Source organism: Corallococcus terminator, assembly GCF_003611635.1.
Lineage (GTDB): Bacteria > Myxococcota > Myxococcia > Myxococcales > Myxococcaceae > Corallococcus > Corallococcus terminator.
In genome coordinates this window covers 20,210-37,889 of record NZ_RAVZ01000050.1, presented here as the reverse complement: position 1 = coordinate 37,889, position 17,680 = coordinate 20,210, and the positions used below count along the sequence as shown (strand labels likewise).

At 69.5% G+C, this 17,680-nt stretch carries 11 protein-coding genes; 8 read left to right on the top strand and 3 right to left on the bottom strand.

What is annotated here, in order from left to right; all coding sequences use genetic code 11:
- The 6 genes from D7V88_RS10345 to D7V88_RS10320 form a co-directional block, all read left to right on the top strand.
- On the top strand, positions 1-2,193 hold a 2,193-nt coding region (locus tag D7V88_RS10345; protein ID WP_120540456.1), incomplete at its 5' end, for an aminotransferase class III-fold pyridoxal phosphate-dependent enzyme.
- On the top strand, positions 2,190-8,642 hold the full coding sequence (locus D7V88_RS10340; RefSeq protein WP_120540455.1) for a non-ribosomal peptide synthetase: 6,453 nt from the start codon (positions 2,190-2,192) through the stop codon (positions 8,640-8,642). The genes D7V88_RS10345 and D7V88_RS10340, both read left to right, overlap by 4 nt.
- Before the next feature lie 34 nt (positions 8,643-8,676).
- On the top strand, positions 8,677-9,459 hold the full coding sequence (locus D7V88_RS10335) for an alpha/beta fold hydrolase (protein ID WP_120540454.1): 783 nt from the start codon (positions 8,677-8,679) through the stop codon (positions 9,457-9,459).
- Positions 9,459-10,298 carry an alpha/beta fold hydrolase gene (locus D7V88_RS10330; protein ID WP_120540453.1) on the top strand — a complete coding sequence of 280 codons (840 nt, stop codon included), beginning with the start codon at positions 9,459-9,461 and terminating at the stop codon, positions 10,296-10,298. Before D7V88_RS10335 ends, D7V88_RS10330 begins: the two co-directional genes overlap by 1 nt.
- A 124-nt stretch (positions 10,299-10,422) precedes the next feature.
- Positions 10,423-10,866 carry a hypothetical protein gene (locus D7V88_RS10325; protein WP_120540452.1) on the top strand — a complete coding sequence of 148 codons (444 nt, stop codon included), beginning with the start codon at positions 10,423-10,425 and terminating at the stop codon, positions 10,864-10,866.
- A 130-nt stretch (positions 10,867-10,996) separates the two neighbouring features.
- Positions 10,997-12,079, top strand: coding sequence for a helix-turn-helix transcriptional regulator (locus D7V88_RS10320; RefSeq protein ID WP_158625055.1), 1,083 nt, complete (start codon positions 10,997-10,999; stop codon positions 12,077-12,079).
- Positions 12,080-12,151: 72 nt separating this feature from the next.
- Here the strand turns inward: D7V88_RS10320 and D7V88_RS10315 are convergent, their stop codons facing one another.
- The 3 genes from D7V88_RS10315 to D7V88_RS10305 all read right to left on the bottom strand — a co-directional run bounded on the left by D7V88_RS10315 (position 12,152) and on the right by D7V88_RS10305 (position 14,442).
- The gene (locus D7V88_RS10315) at positions 12,152-12,763 is read right to left on the bottom strand and encodes a hypothetical protein (protein WP_208726207.1); all 612 of its coding nucleotides are present in this window, start codon (positions 12,761-12,763) and stop codon (positions 12,152-12,154) included.
- A gap of 107 nt (positions 12,764-12,870) precedes the next feature.
- Positions 12,871-13,560, bottom strand: a complete 690-nt coding sequence (locus D7V88_RS10310; RefSeq protein ID WP_120540449.1) for an iron-containing redox enzyme family protein — start codon at positions 13,558-13,560, stop codon at positions 12,871-12,873.
- Between the two features lie 87 nt (positions 13,561-13,647).
- Complete coding sequence (locus D7V88_RS10305; protein ID WP_120540448.1) at positions 13,648-14,442, bottom strand: GNAT family N-acyltransferase; 795 nt, start codon at positions 14,440-14,442, stop codon at positions 13,648-13,650.
- A 228-nt stretch (positions 14,443-14,670) separates the two neighbouring features.
- Between D7V88_RS10305 and aspD the strand changes: the two genes are divergently transcribed.
- Together aspD and D7V88_RS10295 are read left to right on the top strand one after the other, a co-directional pair.
- Positions 14,671-16,353, top strand: coding sequence for an aspartate 4-decarboxylase (gene aspD, locus D7V88_RS10300; protein ID WP_120540447.1), 1,683 nt, complete (start codon positions 14,671-14,673; stop codon positions 16,351-16,353).
- 16 nt (positions 16,354-16,369) lie between these two features.
- Positions 16,370-17,473, top strand: a complete 1,104-nt coding sequence (locus D7V88_RS10295) for a type II asparaginase (protein ID WP_120540446.1) — start codon at positions 16,370-16,372, stop codon at positions 17,471-17,473.
- The last annotated feature ends 207 nt before the right edge of the window (positions 17,474-17,680 follow it).

Here is a 17,680-nt window from a genome sequence, read left to right as displayed (position 1 = left end):
CGTCTCATCCCCACCCTGCGCAACCTGTTCGAGGAACTCAGCGGCCTGGAGCTCGGCGATGCCGACGCGGGCGCGAGCTTCCTGGAGCTGGGGCTCGACTCGCTGGTGCTCACGCAGGCGGCGCTCGCGGTGCAGAAGCAGTTCGGCGTGAAGGTCACCTTCCGGCAGCTCCTGGAAGAGGTGCCGTCGCTCGGCGACCTCGCCGCGTTCCTCGACGGCCGGATGCCCCCGGAGGCCGCTCCCGCTCCCGTGGCCGCCGCCGCGCCGAGCGCCCCCGCGCAGCTCGCCGCGAACATCCTCGCGCAGCAGCACGTCGCCGCCGCGCCGGTCGCCAGCGCCCCCGTGTTCCAGGTCCAGGCGCAGGGTCCGTCCGCGCCCGTTGGCACGCTCCAGGCCGTCATCGAACAGCAACTGCGGCTGATGACCCAGCAGCTCGCCATCCTGTCCGGCCAGCCCGCCGCCGTGGCCGCCCCGGCGCCCGTGCAGCTCCAGCCCGCGCCCGTGCAGCTCCAGCCCGCGCCCGTGCAGCTCCAGCCCGCGCCGGTGGCCGTGGCCCCGGAGGCTCCTGCCGCCACCGCGCCCGTCGCCGCCCCGGCGGACGAGGCCGAGCTGAAGGGCCCGGTGAAGTACGACGTGAAGAAGGCCTTCGGCGCCATCGCGCGCATCAGCCTCGCGCCGAAGGATGCGCTCACGCCCCGCCAGCAGACGTTCCTGGAGGACTTCACCCGCCGCTACAACGCGAAGACGCAGGGATCCAAGCGCGCGGCCCAGGAGAACCGGAGCCAGTTGTCCGACCCGCGCGTGGTGACGGGCTTCCGGCCGCTGCTCAAGGAGCTCATCTACCCGCTGGCGGTGAACCGCTCCAAGGGCTCGCAGCTCTGGGACGTGGACGGCAACCAGTACCTGGACGCGCTCAACGGCTTCGGCTCCGTGATGTTCGGCCACGCGCCGGACTTCATCACCCAGGCGGTGCGCAAGCAGGTGGACGACGGCTACGAGCTGGGGCCCATGCACCCGCTCGCGGGTGAGGTGGCGAAGCTCGTCTGTGAGTTCACCGGCGCGGACCGCGCGGCCCTCTGCAACACCGGCTCCGAGGCGGTGATGGGGGCGCTGCGCATCGCGCGCACCGTCACCGGCCGCAGCACGGTGGCCATCTTCGCCGGCAGCTACCACGGCATCTTCGACGAGGTGCTGGTGCGCGGCACCAAGAGCCTGCGCACCGTGCCGGCCGCCCCGGGCATCATGGCGGGCGCGGTGCAGGACGTGCTGGTGCTGGACTACGGCACGCCGGAGACGCTCGAAATCCTGCGCCAGCGCGCGGACTCGCTGGCCGCCATCATGGTGGAGCCGGTGCAGAGCCGGCGTCCCGACTTCCAGCCGCGCGAGTTCCTGCACCAGTTGCGCGACCTCACCCAGAAGTCCGGCTCCGTCTACATCTTCGACGAGGTCATCACCGGCTTCCGCATGCACCCGGGCGGCGCCCAGGCGGTGTTCGGCGTGCAGGCGGACGTGGCGACCTACGGCAAGGTCGTGGGCGGCGGGATGCCCATTGGCGTCATCGCGGGCAAGCGCCCCTTCATGGACGCGCTGGACGGCGGCCACTGGCAGTTCGGTGACGACTCGGTGCCCACGGTGGGCGTGACGTACTTCGCCGGCACCTTCGTGCGCCACCCGCTGGCGCTCGCCGCCGCGAAGGCCGCGCTGGAGCACATGAAGGCCGCGGGCCCGGAGCTGCAGCGCAGCGTGAGCGCGAAGGCGGACACGCTGGCGAACACGCTCAACGCGTTCTTCGACGAGGTGGGCGCGCCCCTGCGCATCAAGCACTTCGGGTCGCTGTGGAAGACGTTCGTCACGGCGGACATCTCCCACGGGGACCTGCTGTTCTGCCTGCTGCGTGACAAGGGCATCCACATCTGGGACGGCTTCCCCTGCTTCTTCACCACGGCCCACACGGACGCGGACCTCCAGCGCCTCATCAACGCGTTCCAGGACAGCGTCACCGAGTTGCAGGACGCGGGCTTCCTGCCGGGCACGGCCCGTCAGACGCAGGCCCCCGCGGCCGTGGCCTTCGATGCCAACCAGCCTCCGGTACCCGGCGCGCGCCTGGGACGTGATCCGCAGGGCAACCCCGCCTGGTTCGTCCCGCACCCGTCGCAGCCCGGCAAGTTCGTCAAGTTGAGCGAGACCCGATGAAGACCCCGAATCCCTCCACGCCCGAGACGCAGGACCTTCCCGACGACTTCGATCCGTTCGCCGGGCCTGCCCTTCAGCTCACCGTCCCGTCCACCGAGCCCCAGCGCGAGGTGTGGACCGGCGTGCAGATGGGCCCCGACGCGTCGTGCGCCTTCAACGAGTCCATGTCCGTGCGGCTCCAGGGCCCGCTGAACGTCGAGAGCCTGCGCGCGGCGCTCCAGGACATGGTGGAGCAGCACGAAGCGCTGCGCAGCACCTTCAGCGCGGATGGCCTCACGTTGTGCGTGGCGCGCACCACGCCCGTCATGATGGACGTGGTGGAGCTGGACGCGCTGCCCTCCTCCGAGCGCGAGGCCCGGCTCCGGGAGCTGGTGTCCCACGAGGTGGAGACGCCGCTGCCCCTGGAGGCCGGTCCCCTGCTGCGCCCGAGGCTCGTGCGGCTCGCCGAGGATCAGCACCTGCTGACGCTGACCGCGCACCACATCGTGTGCGACGGCTGGTCCATGGCGGTGATGTTGCGCGACCTGGCGACGTTCTACTCGGCGCAGGTGCGTCGGGTGCAGCCGGACATCACCCCCGCGCCCCTCTTCAGCGACTACGCCCTCGCGCAGCAGCAGTTGGCCACGACGGCGGAGTACGCGGAGCACGAGCGCTACTGGCTCCAGAAGTTCTCCGGCACGCTGCCGGTGCTGGAACTGCCGCTGGACAAGCGTCGGCCGCCGTCGAAGACGTACAGCTCCCGGCGCGAGGACTACGTCCTGGAGCCGGCGCTCGTCGAACAGCTCAAGCGCGTGGGCGCGCGCCATGGCGGCAGCTTCTTCACCACGCTGCTCGCGGGCTTCAAGGCGCTCCTGCACCGGCTCACCGGGCTGGAGGACGTGGTGGTCGCCATCCCCGCCGCGGGTCAGTCCGTGGCCGGGCTGAAGAACCTGGTCGGGCACTGCGTGAACGCGCTGCCCCTGCGCAGCAACGTGTCCGCGGAGGCGCCCTTCACGCAGGTGCTCAAGCAACTGCGCACCACGATGCTCGATGCCTACGAGCACCAGGAGTACACGTTCGGCACGCTGCTCAAGCAGCTCGCGCTGCCCCGGGACCCCAGCCGCCTGCCGCTGGTCAACGTGCTGTTCAACGTGGATCAGGCCGTCACGGGTGAGCAGCTCTCGTTCCATGGCCTCACCTGCACCCTGGCGAGCAACCCGCGCCACTTCGAGAACTTCGACCTCTTCATCAACGCGTCCGAGGCCCATGGCCGCGTGGTGCTGGAGTGCCAGTACAACACCGACCTCTTCGAGGGCTCCACGGTTCGCCGCTGGATGTCATGTTACGAAGAATTGCTGCGGGGCGTGATCGCCGACGCGGAGACCCCGGTCGCGCGCCTGCCGCTGCTGCCAGAGGCGGAGAAGCAGCGCGTGCTGGTGGACTGGAACGCCACCACCCGGCCCTTCAACCGCGAGGCCTTCGTCCACACCCTCGTCGCCGCCCAGGCCGAGGCCACCCCTGACGCCGTCGCCTTGCGCTCTGGCGCCGTGACGCTCACCTACCGCCAGCTCGTCCAGCGCGGCCATCAGGTGGCGCACGCGCTCAAGCAGGCCGGTGTCACGCCCGGAAGCCTCGTCGGCCTCTTCACCGAGCGTGGCCCGGACATGGTCGTCGGCCTGCTGGGCATCCTCCAGGCCGGTGCTGGCTACGTCCCTCTGGATCCGGGCTTCCCGCCCGAGCGCCTCTCCTTCATGGTCGAGGACGCGAAGCTCTCCACCATCCTCACGCAGCAGTCGTTGGTGGCGGCCCTGCCCTCCACCACCGTGAAGCCGCTCCTGCTGGAGGACACGGCCTCGCAGCCCGAGTCCGCGCCCCCGGCGCCCTCCGTCTCGCCGGAGGAAGTGGCGTACGTCATCTACACCTCGGGTTCGACGGGCAAGCCCAAGGGCGTGCGCGTGCCCCATCGCGCGGTGGTGAACTTCCTCGCCACCATGCAGGAAGCCCCGGGCCTCACCGCTCAGGACGTCCTGCTCGCCGTCACCACGCTCTCCTTCGACATCGCCGTCCTGGAGCTCTTCCTCCCGCTCACCACCGGTGCCCAGGTCGTCCTCGCCTCGCGCGAGACCGCTTCCGACGGCGCGCTCCTCAAGGCCGCGTTGGAGTCCAACGGCGTCACCGTCATGCAGGCGACGCCCTCCACCTGGCGCCTGCTGTTGGAGGCTGGCTGGCAGCCCCGCCCGGGCTTCAAGGCCCTCTGCGGTGGCGAGGCCCTGCCCCGCGAACTGGCCGAGGCCCTCCTCGCCCGCGTCGGCAGCCTCTGGAACATGTACGGCCCCACCGAGACCACCGTCTGGTCCACCACCTGGCGCGTGCAGCCTCCCCTCTCCTCCATCCGCATCGGCCGCCCCATCGCCAACACCCAGCTCTACCTGCTCGACGCCCACCTGGCCCCCGTGCCCGTCGGCGTCGCCGGCGAGCTCTACATCGGCGGCGACGGCGTCACCCTGGGCTACCTCCACCGCCCGGAGTTGACGCAGGAGCGCTTCCTGCCCAACCCCTTCCGCCAGGGCGAGCGCATGTACCGCACCGGCGACCTCGCTCGCTGGCTCGCCGACGGCACCGTCGAGTACCTGGGACGCAATGACTCGCAGGTGAAGCTGCGCGGCTTCCGCATCGAATTGGGTGAAGTCGAAGCGGCGCTCGCTTCGCACCCTTCTCTCGCCCAGGCCGTCGCCCTCGTGCGCGAGGACCGGCCCGGCGACCGTCGCCTCGTCGCGTACCTCATCGCGCGTCCCGGCCAGACGACGCCTCCGGATGAAGCCCTCCGCGCGCACCTCAAGCAGGGGCTGCCGGAGTACATGGTGCCGCAGCACTTCGTGGCGCTGCCCGCGCTGCCGCTCACGCCCAACGGCAAGGTGGACCGCAAGGCGCTGCCGTCGCCGCAGGTGGGCATCCACGAGGATGCGTACGTCGCGCCCCGCGATGAGACGGAGCAGAAGCTGGCGGACATCTTCGCCGACGTGCTGGGCCTGCGTCGGGTGAGCGTCACGGCCGACTTCTTCCGACTGGGCGGACACTCCCTGCTGGCCTCGCAGGCCCTCACGCGCGCGAGCCGCGCCCTGGACGTCAGCCTCACGCTGCGCCGGATGTTCGAAGCGCCCACCGTGGAGAAGCTGGCCCGGCTGGTGCGCGGTGACGACGGGGCCACGAGCCCCGCCCAGCGCATCACGCCGCGCGCGGGCACGGCGCCCGCTCCGCTGTCACTGATGCAGCAGCGGCTGTGGTTCCTGGAGCAGCTCAACCAGGGCACCGCCGTCTACAACCTGCCCGCGGCGTTCCGCATCCACGGGGAACTGGACGTGGGCGCGCTGCGCGGCAGCTTCGACAGGTTGCTTGCGCGTCACTCCGCCCTGCGCACCTTCGTCCGCTGGGATGAAGGCACGCCCGTGCAGCACATCGCTCCGTCGCTGACGGTGGACCTGGAGCCGGTGGACCTGGAGCCGGTGCCCGCGAACCTGCGCGAGGAGGACCTGCTGCGCCGCCTCCAGGCGCTGGCGGACGAGTCCATCCCCATCACCGCGCCGCCGCTGTTCCGGCTCACCCTGTTCCGCATGGGGGCCCACGAGCACGTCCTCTTCTTCATGCCCCATCACCTCATCTGGGATGGGTGGTCGTTCGACGTGTTCCTGCGTGACCTGGACGTGTTCTACGCCGCGCTCACGTTGGGCAAGGAGCCCAAGCTCCCCGCCCTGCCCATCCAGTACGCGGACTTCACCGAGTGGCACCGCAACTGGCTCCAGGGTGAGGAGCTGGAGCGCCAGGCCCTCTACTGGCGGCAGAAGCTCTCCGGGAACCTGCCCGCGCTGGAGCTGCCCACCGACAAGCCGCGCCCCGCGCAGATGAGCCTCAAGGGCGGCACCGAGCCCTTCGTCCTCACCGGGGCGGAGGTCGACGCGCTCACGAAGCTGGGACGCGATTCGAACGCCACGCTGTACATGGTGCTGCTTACGGCCTTCAAGACGCTGTTGCACCGCTACTCGGGTCAGGAGGATCTGGTGGTGGGCACGCCCATCCGGGGTCGCTCGCATCCCGAGGTGGAGGACCTGCTCGGCTTCTTCGTCAACACGCTCGTGCTGCGCACGCAGATGGGCCCGGAGCTGACGTTCCGGCAGTTGTTGGACCGCGTCCGCACCACGTGCATGGAGGCCTTCGGCCACCAGGACATGCCCATCGAGCTGCTGCTCCAGCAGTTGGGTGTGCAGCGCGACCTGAGCCGCACGCCGCTGTTCCAGACGTTCTTCACCTTCCAGGACGTGCGCAACCGGGGCAACACCCTGGGAGGCCTCACCTACGGCCAGGTGCACGTGCACGCGCACGCGACGCCGCTGGACCTGAGCTTCTGGGTGAAGGAGACGGCCCACGGCATCGTCGGCGGCATGGACTACAACACCGACCTGTTCGAGCGGGACACCGTCGTCCGCATGCTCGAACAGATCCGCACGCTGCTGCGCGCCGCGGTGTCGGACGCGGAGGTGCCCGTCGCGCGCCTGCCGCTGCTGCCGGAAGCAGAGAAGCAGCGCGTGCTGGTGGACTGGAACGCCACCACCCAGCCCTTCAACCGCGAAGCCTTCGTCCACACCCTCGTCGCCGCCCAGGCCGAGGCCACCCCCGACGCCGTCGCCCTGCGCTCCGGCGCCACGACGCTCACCTACCGCCAGCTCGTCCAGCGTGGCCATCAGGTGGCGCACGCGCTCAAGCAGGCCGGTGTCACTCCGGGCAGCCTCGTCGGTCTCTTCACCGAGCGCGGACCGGACATGGTCGTCGGCCTGCTGGGCATCCTCCAGGCCGGAGCCGGCTACGTCCCGCTGGATCCAGGCTTCCCGCCCGAGCGCCTCTCCTTCATGGTCGAGGACGCGCAGCTCTCGCTCGTCGTCACCCAGCGCGCGCTCCAGGGCAGCCTGCCCTCCACCACCGCGAAGTCGCTCTTCGTCGAGGACACGACCTCACAGGCGGACACGGCCCCCGAGCCGCTCTCCGTCTCGCCGGAGGAAGTGGCGTACGTCATCTACACCTCGGGTTCGACGGGCAAGCCCAAGGGCGTGCGTGTCCCGCACCGCGCGGTGGTGAACTTCCTCGCCACCATGCAGGAGGCCCCGGGCCTCACCGCCCAGGACGTCCTGCTCGCCGTCACCACCCTCTCCTTCGACATCGCCGTCCTGGAGCTCTTCCTCCCGCTCACCACAGGTGCCCAGGTCGTCCTCGCCTCCCGTGACACCGCGGCGGATGGGCCCCTGTTGAAGGCCGCGCTGGAGTCGCAAGGCGTCACCGTCATGCAGGCCACGCCCTCCACCTGGCGCCTGCTGTTGGAAGCCGGCTGGCAGCCCCGCCCGGGCTTCAAGGCCCTCTGCGGTGGCGAGGCCCTGCCCCGCGAACTGGCCGAGGCCCTCCTCGCCCGCGTCGGCAGCCTCTGGAACATGTACGGCCCCACGGAGACCACCGTCTGGTCCACCACCTGGCGCGTACAGCCTCCCCTCTCCTCCATCCGCATCGGCCGCCCCATCGCCAACACCCAGCTCTACCTGCTCGACGCCCACCTGGCCCCCGTGCCCGTCGGCGTCGCGGGTGAGCTCTACATCGGCGGCGATGGCGTCACCCTGGGCTACCTCCACCGCCCGGAGTTGACGCAGGAGCGCTTCCTGCCCAACCCCTTCCGCCAGGGCGAGCGCATGTACCGCACCGGCGACCTCGCTCGATGGCTTGCCGACGGCACCGTCGAGTACCTGGGACGCAATGACTCGCAGGTGAAGCTGCGCGGCTTCCGCATCGAATTGGGTGAAGTCGAGGCGGCGCTCGCTTCGCACCCTTCTCTCGCCCAGGCCGTCGCCCTCGTGCGCGAGGACCGGCCCGGCGACCGTCGCCTCGTCGCGTACCTCGTGTCGAAGCCGGGACAGGCGTACACGGACACGGAGCTGCGCAAGCACCTGCGCTCGCAGCTTCCGCAGTACATGGTCCCGCAGCACTTCGTGGAGCTGGAGGCGCTGCCCCTCACGCCCAACGGCAAGGTGGACCGCAAGGCCCTGCCGCCTCCGGCCGGCGCCGCGCGTCCCGCCGAGGACGCGTTCGTCGCGCCCCGCACGGAGATGGAGAAGCAGTTGGCCCGCATCTGGCGGGAGGTGCTCGGCATCGCGCAGGTGGGCGTGCACGACAACTTCTTCAACATCGGCGGGCACTCGCTGCTGTCGTTCCAGGTGGTGATGCGCGTGCAAAAGGAGCTGGGACAGGTGCTGCACCCTCGCACCCTGCTGCTCAACACGCTGGAGCAGGTGGCGTCGCAGTTCACGCCCGTGGCCCCGGCGGCCACCGCGACGCAGCAGCCGGCCACCCCGACAAAGATTGCCACCCCGGAGACTTCTGTTCCCCTGGCGCAACGCTTGTTCAATAAGCTGAAGGGAAAGATTCCGGGACGCTAGGACACGGCGACCCTTCGAGGAGAATGGTCCCACCGTGACGCCCTGCTTCTTCGGCAGCTCCGAAAGACAGCTTTTCGGCATGCACCACCCCGCCCAGGGCGCTGAACGCGCCACCGGGGTGGTGCTCTGTTATCCCGCCGCCCAGGAATACATGCTGACGCACTGGGCCTTCCGGAAGCTGGCCGGAATGCTCGCGCGCGAAGGCTTCCACGTCTTCCGCTTCGACTACTACGGCACGGGAGACTCCGCCGGAGAGGTCCACGAGGGCCGCGTGGCCTCCTGGGTCCAGGACATCCGGCTGGCCGTCGCCGAGTTGCAGGACATGACGGGCGTGCAGCGCGTGGCGCTCGTGGGCATGCGGCTGGGCGCGGCGCTCGCCGTGCGCGCCGCGGCGGAGGGCCTGTCCACCGCGGGGCTCGTGCTCTGGGAGCCGCTGGTGGAGGGGGCCACGTACCTGAAGGAGCTGGAGCTGCTCCAGACCCGGCGGGCCGCCCGCACCCTGTTCCCCCAGGTGGACAGCCCGCTGGAGGTGCGCGAGGAGCTGCTCGGCTTCGCCTTCCCCCGGCCCCTGCGTGAGGACATCCTGGCGCTGGACCTTGCGGCGATGCCCGCGTGGCCCTCGACGCGCACGCACCTGGTGGCCGCCGGGCCCAAGCCGGAGTACCAGCGCCTCCAGCAGCACCTGGAGGCCACAGGACTGCCCTTCCAGCACCACGTCGTGCGGGAAGAAGGTGGCGCAGGCGGCGGACAGGAGTCCGCGCTCCTGTCCAACCGCATCCTGCAGACCATCACCTCGCTCCTGAAGGAGGTCGCGTGATGCGCGAGCGCATCTGTACTTTCGGCCCCGAGCAGAGCCTCACGGGCGTGCTCACGGAGCCGGATCCGACGAAGGTGCTGCCGGGAGCGCCCGCGGTGGTGCTCTCCAACGTGGGCCTGAACCACCACGTGGGGCCCTACCGGCTGTGGGTAGAGCTGGCGCGGCTGCTGGCGGCGCGCGGCATCACCACGCTGAGATTCGACCTGTCCGGCCTGGGCGACAGCCGCCCGCGGCGCGAGGGCGGACCCGACGAGTTCGCGCGGGCCCGCGAGGAGACGCGCGCCGCGCTCGACTACCTGGAGCAGAAGAAGGGCCAGCGCGACTTCGCGCTCATCGGCCTGTGCTCCGGCGTGGACAGCGTGCATTCCGTGGCGGTGCAGGATCCGCGCGTGGTGGGCGCGGCCTTCATCGACGGCTACACGTACCGCACGGTGGGCTACCACCTGCGCTTCCAGCTTCGCTACCTGAGCCCCCGTCGCTGGACCCGCTTCCTGCGCAAGCGGAAGCTGCCCTCCCAACTGCGTGAAGCCGGCGAGGCGGACGAGGTCTACACGCGCGAGTACCCGGAGCAGGCGCGGCTGACGGAGGACTACGCGAAGCTGCTGGAGCGGGGCGTGAACCTCTGCTTCGTGTTCTCCGGCGGCATGGGGCTCTCCTTCAACTACGAGCGCCAGTTCTACGAGATGTTCTCGCCGCTGAAGCTGGAGCACCGCGTCACCTACGCCTTCTACCCGCGCGCCGACCACCTCTTCTCCGTGCCCGAGGACCGCGCGGAGCTCTTGCGCAAGCTCACCGCGTGGGCCGTGGGCATCGTGCCGCCGAAGGCGCTGGCGGGCTGAAGGCTGCCTGCCCGCCCTGCCAGCGGGAATCCGACCCCGGGGCGGGTGTGCGTCAAGCGCTTGTTTCCCACCCGACGGTCGCCACCTTGGGAGAACCAACCCGTTCTTCCAAGGAGCGACACCGATGAAGCTCCCCCTGATGGCAGCACTGGCCACCTTCGCCGTCTCCGGACAGGCGTTCGCGCAGAGCCACACCGACCACCAAGTCCCACCGTTGGAGCAGCCGAGCACCGACGCACCCCAGGACAGCGCGGAGCGCTGGGACCGGGCCACGGGAGGCTCGGGCAGTTCGGGCGTCCTCCAGCCGGATGACGACGGCGCGGACAGCGTCGCGGATCCGGACCGCATCGACGAGGGTGTGGGCGGCTCCGGCACGCCGGAGCAGGGCAGCAACACCACGGGCGAAGGGTCCACGCTGCAGCCCAGCGTCCCGAACACCGGCACCCCGGGCAACAAGGGCGCGCAGATGGAAGTGACGCCGCCGGCCTGGGACAAGAACAAGCAGATGGGCAGCTCCGCCAGCCCCACCACGGGCACGCCGCCCGCCCAGGGCAGCGCGGGCAACTGACCCCACGCTCACGGCAATGACAAGCATGGACGGGCCTTCCAGACAGGGGGCCCGTCCATACCCCTTGCGGGTTACAGACCCGAAGCCCTCCCCACCGCTATGCCATTGCCTGTACCGGCTGGGAGGCCCGATGAACCTCAACGCGCGCGAGCAGGCGCTCATCTCCGAGTTGACCCAGGCGCTCTCCAGTTCCCTGGACCTGACGGAGGTCCTGACGCGAGCGCAGACCACCATCACGCAACTGCTGCCCTCCGACTACGCGGCGCTGTGCGTGTCGCGGCCGGAGCGGCCCGGTGACTATGAATGGCTGGGCCTGGGAGCGCCCGGGGTCCTCTTCGCGCACTACCCGGAGCTGGCGGCGGTGGACTTCGTGCGCGAGTCGGTGGTGAAGCATCCCAACGTGGCGCTCCGGGATTCGGACATGCTGTCGCGCAAGGAGTTGAAGCGCAGCCTCTTGTACCTGCGCTGCCGGGAGCTGGGGCTGCCGCTGGAGCACGTGATGGCGGTGCTGCTGGATTTGCGGCAGGACTGGCACGGAGGCTTCACGCTGTACCGGGAGCACGCCCAGCCCTTCTCCGCGCGCGAGCAGGCGCTGTTGAACTGGCTGACGCCCTACCTGGTGAACACCGTGCGCAACTGCCGCATGTTCGGCAGCGAAGCGATGCGCGGCGACCTGCTGGACGCGCTCTTCCGCCACCAGGGCGCCGAGTGCGTCGTATTGGATCCGCCGGAGCGTGAGCGGCTGAGGACGCCGGGCGCGACGGAGATCCTGAAGCGCTGGTATCCGGAGCTGAAGCTCCACGACGCCCAGCTCCCCTCCGAATTGAGGGAGCACCTGCGAAAGTTGAGGGCACCGGGGACGGAGCGAAAGCTGGGCGTGGACACGTGGGTGCGCTCAGGACAGCAGCGCGACCTGAAGGTGACGTTCGTGGAGTTGCCTGAACAGCGCGGCAGCCGCCCCTGGGCGCTGGTGTTCCAGGAGTGCTCCCGGGCCATTCCCATGCCGGAGCAGTGGCGTCAGAAAATCTCCAAGCGCGAAGCGGACGTCGTCCAGGGGGTGCTCAGCAACTGGGCCAACGAGACCATCGCCCACGAGCTGGGACTGACGCTCAACACGGTGAAGACCCACCTCAGGAACATCTTTCCCAAGCTGGGCATGGAGAGTCGCACGGACCTGCTCTACCACGCGGCCTGGAGACAGAAGCCGGGGTGAGCCGGCGAGAAAAGGAAGAGGCCCGGAGGCGGTTTCGCCCCCGGGCCCCCCTGCCCTGCGAGTGACAATGCGTTACGGCTGCTTGCGCACGCTGAGCGTGATCGACGTCATGCCCCCTGACGGCTGGAGGGTGACGCGGCCCGCGGTGAAGTCCTCCTCCCGGAACTGATACAGGAGGACGCCCGTGATGGTGTCGTTGGCGCTGACGTCACTGTCCCAGACGCGGAAGGCCCAGGGCTCCGCGAGCAGACGAGCCGCCGTCGCGGTGCAACCGCCCGAAGTCCACGCAGGTGTATAGCTCTCCACTTCCGGGGTGACAGAGGCCACCGTCGCCCCCGGGCACTGCATCTCCACGAAGACATCCGGCGCGGAGCCATCCGCATCCCAGGCCGTGCCATTGTTGCTGGCCGTGATTTGAGCGGACGTGGGCTGGACGAACCAGACACCCGCCGGATCCGCACCACACGCCTGCTCCGTCTTGCAGACCTGGGCCGCGTTGCACGCCTTGCACGTGGCTCCGGCCTTGCCACACGCGGAAGCAGTGTTCCCCGTCTGGCAGGTGTTGTTGAAACAGCAACCCGTGCAGTTCGCCGCCGAGCACGTCACCGGGGGAGGGTTGTCCTCCCCCGGGTCGTCTCCACCGCCGCAACCCGCCAGGAACAGTCCCGCGACCACTGCCAACATCCGATGAATCTTCATGCCTGTGTGACGCCCCCAAGAGGTCGATGTTCGGGGCGCAGGATGTCCAGACGGGCGTTGACTGTCTTTACCTCTCCCGGGGGATGGCGCTTTCAGGGTTCCTGGAAGAAGCTCGGAAACAGGGCGCGCGTGGTTTGGGCCGACAGGAGCAGCGCGGCCTGTTCCTCCGGGGATTCGAGCTGGCCCAACACCGCTTCCAGTTCAGCCACGTGGTCGCCGTCCGCGTTGCCGTGGCCGCGCAGGAACGTGACGGCCTTGTGGATGTTCGGGATGCCGCTGTCCGCGATGAGCCGGTCCACCGCCCCCGGGGCGCGCTCCACGGAGAGGTACTCCAGCACGTAGGCCGTGCCCAGGAACGCGGTGGGCACGCCCGACAGCGTGGTGAAGCGGTTCCACTCCACGTAGGCCCGCACCGCGGAGCAGACCGACGCGTTCTCCACCTGCTCTTGCGTCCAACCCAGGTTCTTCAGGTCCGCCAGCAACCACTTCTCATGGCCACTCTCCTCCCCGGCCTTCTGGATGAGCAGGTCCGCGAGCGCGGTGTGCTGCCCCTCCTGCTTCATGCGTTCACCCGAGTCCTTGAGGAACCCCGTGCTCCAGCGCACGTACTGGTACGTCTGCACCAGGTAGTGCACGTAGTCGTCCTGCCGGATGCGGCCCTCGAAGAGGCGCCGGGCACCCGGCTTCGCGTCCAGCTCCCGCACGAGCCCCCGCGCCTCGCGCCGCAGGGCCGCCATCCAGTCCGTCTTCGTCGTCTGCTCCTGCTTGGGCTGCTTGCACATACACGACTCCTGCTCCGGGCCCCGAAAGGGTCCGGCGTTGGTGGTTGAAGGGTGAAGGGGAAGAAGAGGAAGCGAGCCAGCCCGGCGTCAGGCGGCGTCAGCGTCCAGCGTGTCGAAGAGGCGCAACGTGCCCTGGGGAATTTCGTCCAGCGCGGCGACGAGCGGCACCGTGAAGCGGTGGAACGCCGTGTCGTAGTGGGGCGGGCCAATGAAGCGCGCGCCCATCTTGTCCGCGAAGAGCGACAGCACGGGAGGCAGCTTCAGGTCGTCCAGGTCCCCCTGTCGCGCGCGCGCCAACTGCGTCGGGCTCAGGCGCGGCGCCACGGGCTGCCGCGGCGGTGCGGGAAACTCGAGCGTCCGCGCCCGGAAACGGTCGCTCACCCAACCCTGGCGCGCGGCGGCCCGGTAGATGAGGGTGGCCTCCTCCTCGCTGTCGGTCTCCATGTTCGCGGCGGCGATCCAATGGGTGACGCCCCGGCGGAGGCTCTCGCGGTAGAGGCACGCCTGGAGGCGCAGCACCGCGTGCTTGCGCCACTTCTGGCGGGCGCAGTAGCGCGTCGTCTCCGCGAACACGCGCCCCGGCGCGACAAGCTCCGACAAGTCCAGCTTCCGCTCGATGTCGAGCCCCATCAGGCTGCCCGCCGAGGACGCCACCTCCGCGTTGGGCAGGAGCAACCGCGCGGTCGCCACCGCCTCCTGGTCAGAATAGACGACGACGTGCGCGGTGGTCGGCAGCGTGTCGAAGCAGTTGGCCTCACGCGGCGCCTGCGGCTTCTTGTCGCCCAGCATCCGCATCTCCACCCCGAACACTTCCCAGCGGACACGGAGCGCGTCATCCAACTCGCGCTGTGTATCAGCGACACGGCAATTCCAAGAGTTCATGGAGGGTCTCGACTCTGGCGGACTGTCTGTCCGACCTTGCCCCTTCCTTCGTCGCCGCCAGCCCGAGTGCGCTCGCCCGTCGTGTTTTTTCACTCCGACAGGCCCACCCGCCGCGTCCGGCGCACCACCCAGGGCAACGCCTGCTGGTGCCGCTCCCCCTCCCCTCCGGGCGCATGGCCTGCGTCCCGGGGGCGGGTCACCGTTGGACGGACACGGAAGGATGGCGACATGACCGAGGACACGTCCCAGGACACCCTGTCGGCGGGCGAGCAGGAGTCCCCCTCTGACAGCGAGCTGCGCAGGCTCAGTCCCTTCGAGCTGAAGGACGAGCTCATCCAGGTCGCCGACGAGGCGGTGAAGACGCGCGCGGCGGTGATGCTCAATGCCGGGCGGGGCAATCCCAACTGGATCGCCACCACGCCCCGCGAGGCCTTCTTCCTGATGGGCCAGTTCGCGCTCGCGGAGAGCCGGCGCGCCTGGGACGAGCCCGGCGTGGGGCTGGCGGGCATGCCCCGCTCCCCGGGCATCGCGCGCCGCCTGCACGACTTCCTGAACGCGAGCGACGATGACGCGGGCGTGCAACTGCTGCGCGACGCGTTGGAGTACGGCGAGTCCATGCTCGGCTTCAACCCGGACCGATTCGTCTGGGAGCTCACCGACGCGGCCATCGGGGACAACTACCCGGTGCCCGACCGGATGCTCGTGCATGCCGAGCGCATCGTGCACGAATACCTGGCGCGGGAACTGTTCGCGGGCCGTCCTCCCCCCGGGCACTTCGACCTCTTCGCCGTCGAAGGTGGCACCGCCGCGATGACGTACATCTTCCGCTCGCTGATGGTGAACGGCCTGCTCCAGAAGGGAGACACCATCGCCCTGGGCGCGCCCATCTTCACGCCGTACCTGGAGATCCCCCGCCTGGAGGAGTTCTCCCTCCACACGGTGGACATCCAGCAGAGCGCCCACACGAAGGATGGCGTCCACACGTGGCAGTACCCGGACTCGGAGCTGCGCAAGCTGGAGGACCCGCGCATCAAGGCCTTCTTCGTCGTCAATCCCTCCAACCCGGGCGCGGTGGCCATCCAGCAGGAATCCGTCGACCGGCTGGTGGAGCTGGTGCGCACGCGCCGACCGGACCTGCTCATCCTCACCGACGACGTCTATGGCACCTTCGTCAACGGCTTCCGCTCGCTGGCCGCGGACCTGCCGCGCAACACGCTGCTCGTCTACTCCTACTCCAAGCACTTCGGCTGCACGGGCTGGCGGCTGGGCGTCGTGGCGCTGCACCAGGACAACATCCTCGACGAGGCCCTCGCGCGGCAGCCCCCGGCGCAGCGGGCGCTGATGGAGGAGCGGTATGGCTCCATCACGTTGAACCCGGGCAAGCTGAAGTTCATCGACCGGCTGGTGGCGGACAGCCGCGCGGTGGCGCTGAACCACACAGCGGGCCTGTCGCTGCCCCAGCAGCTCCAGATGACGCTGTTCTCGCTGTTCTCATTGCTGGACAAGGACAACGTCTACAAGAAGCGCTGTCAGCGCATCTGTCAGGAGCGGCTGAAGGCGCTGTTCGACGGGATGGGCGTCCCCCTGCGGGACGACCCGCTGCGCACGGCCTACTACCAGACGCTCGATTTGGAGGCGTGGTGCCGGGAGCACATCGGCGAGGACTTCGTCCGCTTCGTCGAGGAACACCACGACCCGCTGGACATCGTCTTCACCCTCGCGCGGCGCCACGGCGTGGTGCTGCTCAATGGCAGCGGCTTCGAGGGCCCGCCCTGGTCGGCCCGCGTGTCCCTGGCGAACCTGGACGATGACGCCTACCCGCGCATCGGGCAGGACCTCCGGGATGTGGTGCGCCGGGCCATCGACGAATGGACGCAGGCCGGAGGCGTGCCGCCGCCGGATCTGCACTGAGCCGGAAGGAATGACCATGAAGATGCAACGCCAATCCCTCGCCCGCACGCTCGCGGCCTTCCTGGTGCTCCTGCTGCCCACCCTGCCCTCGGCTCAGCCCGCCACGAAGGCCCCGGCGGCGCAGGGCCCGAAGGCGAAGGTGCGCATCGTCGCCACCGGGGGAACCATCGCGGGAGCGCAGGGGGACTCGGGTTCGTATGGCTACAAGTCCGGTGCCTTCAAGGTGGAGGACCTCATCCAGGGGGTGCCCCATCTGGACACGCTCGCGAAGCTGAGTGGTGAGCAGGTCGTGAACATTGGCAGCCAGGACATGAACGACGCGGTGTGGCTGAAGCTGGCGGCGCGGGTCAACGCGCTGCTCGCGTCCCCGGACGTGGACGGCATCGTGGTGACGCACGGCACGGACACGCTGGAGGAGACGGCGTACTTCCTGGACCTGGTGGTGAAGAGCGACAAGCCGGTGGTGCTGGTGGGCTCGATGCGTCCGGCGACGGCGATCAGCGCGGACGGGCCGGCGAACCTCTACAACGGCGTGGCGGTGGCGGCATCCCCGGAGGCCCGGGGCCGGGGCGTGCTGGTGGTCATCAACGACGAAATCCACGCGGCCCGGAACGTCACCAAGATGAACACCACCAACGTGGAGACGTTCCACAGTCCCAACCGGGGGCCCGCGGGGCTGGTCAACACGGGGGCCATCACCTGGATGGACCCGGTGGACAAGAAGCACACGAAGGCCACGGAGTTCTCCGTGAAGGGCCTCAAGACGCTGCCGCGCGTGGACATCCTCTATGCGCACGCGAACATGAGCCCGGACCTCATCGAAGCGGCCGTGGACAACGGCGCGCAGGGGCTGGTCATCGCGGGCGTGGGGGACGGGAACATGACGCAGGCGTCCATCGACGCGTTGGAGAAGGTCCAACGGGAGCACGGCGTGGCGGTGGTGCGCAGCTCGCGCGTGCCTACCGGGCTGGTGCTGCGGGACAATGAAATCAACGACGACCAGAAGGGTTTCGTCGCCTCGGGTGAATTCAACCCACCCAAGTCCCGCGTGTTGTTGCAGCTCGCGCTGACGAAGACCTGCAAGCCGGACCGCATCCAGCGAATGTTCGACGAATACTGAGACATCTCATTCCGGCGATACCGGTGAATCCAGGGACCCTGGCCTCCAACACGGAAGCCAGGGTCTTTGTCGATCCAGGGGATCGCAGCGGACCCACTGTCCCGCGAGGCACTACCCCCTCCGGGGTAGAGACACCGATCCTCGACTTCGCCAACCTCCCGGCTCGGGCCCAGACGCTCCGCCGTCGAACTCTACAGGGCTGTAGCG

What these genes read in the sequence shown, in the direction of transcription:
- D7V88_RS10320 (WP_158625055.1), top strand. Translation starts at nt 10,997, where the DNA reads ATGAACCTCAACGCGCGCGAGCAGGCGCTCATCTCCGAGTTGACCCAG.
- aspD (WP_120540447.1), top strand. Translation starts at nt 14,671, where the DNA reads ATGACCGAGGACACGTCCCAGGACACCCTGTCGGCGGGCGAGCAGGAG.
- D7V88_RS10295 (WP_120540446.1), top strand. Translation starts at nt 16,370, where the DNA reads ATGAAGATGCAACGCCAATCCCTCGCCCGCACGCTCGCGGCCTTCCTG.
- D7V88_RS10330 (WP_120540453.1), top strand. Translation starts at nt 9,459, where the DNA reads ATGCGCGAGCGCATCTGTACTTTCGGCCCCGAGCAGAGCCTCACGGGC.
- D7V88_RS10325 (WP_120540452.1), top strand. Translation starts at nt 10,423, where the DNA reads ATGAAGCTCCCCCTGATGGCAGCACTGGCCACCTTCGCCGTCTCCGGA.
- D7V88_RS10315 (WP_208726207.1), bottom strand. Translation starts at nt 12,763, where the DNA reads ATGTTGGCAGTGGTCGCGGGACTGTTCCTGGCGGGTTGCGGCGGTGGA.
- D7V88_RS10340 (WP_120540455.1), top strand. Translation starts at nt 2,190, where the DNA reads ATGAAGACCCCGAATCCCTCCACGCCCGAGACGCAGGACCTTCCCGAC.
- D7V88_RS10310 (WP_120540449.1), bottom strand. Translation starts at nt 13,560, where the DNA reads ATGTGCAAGCAGCCCAAGCAGGAGCAGACGACGAAGACGGACTGGATG.
- D7V88_RS10305 (WP_120540448.1), bottom strand. Translation starts at nt 14,442, where the DNA reads ATGAACTCTTGGAATTGCCGTGTCGCTGATACACAGCGCGAGTTGGAT.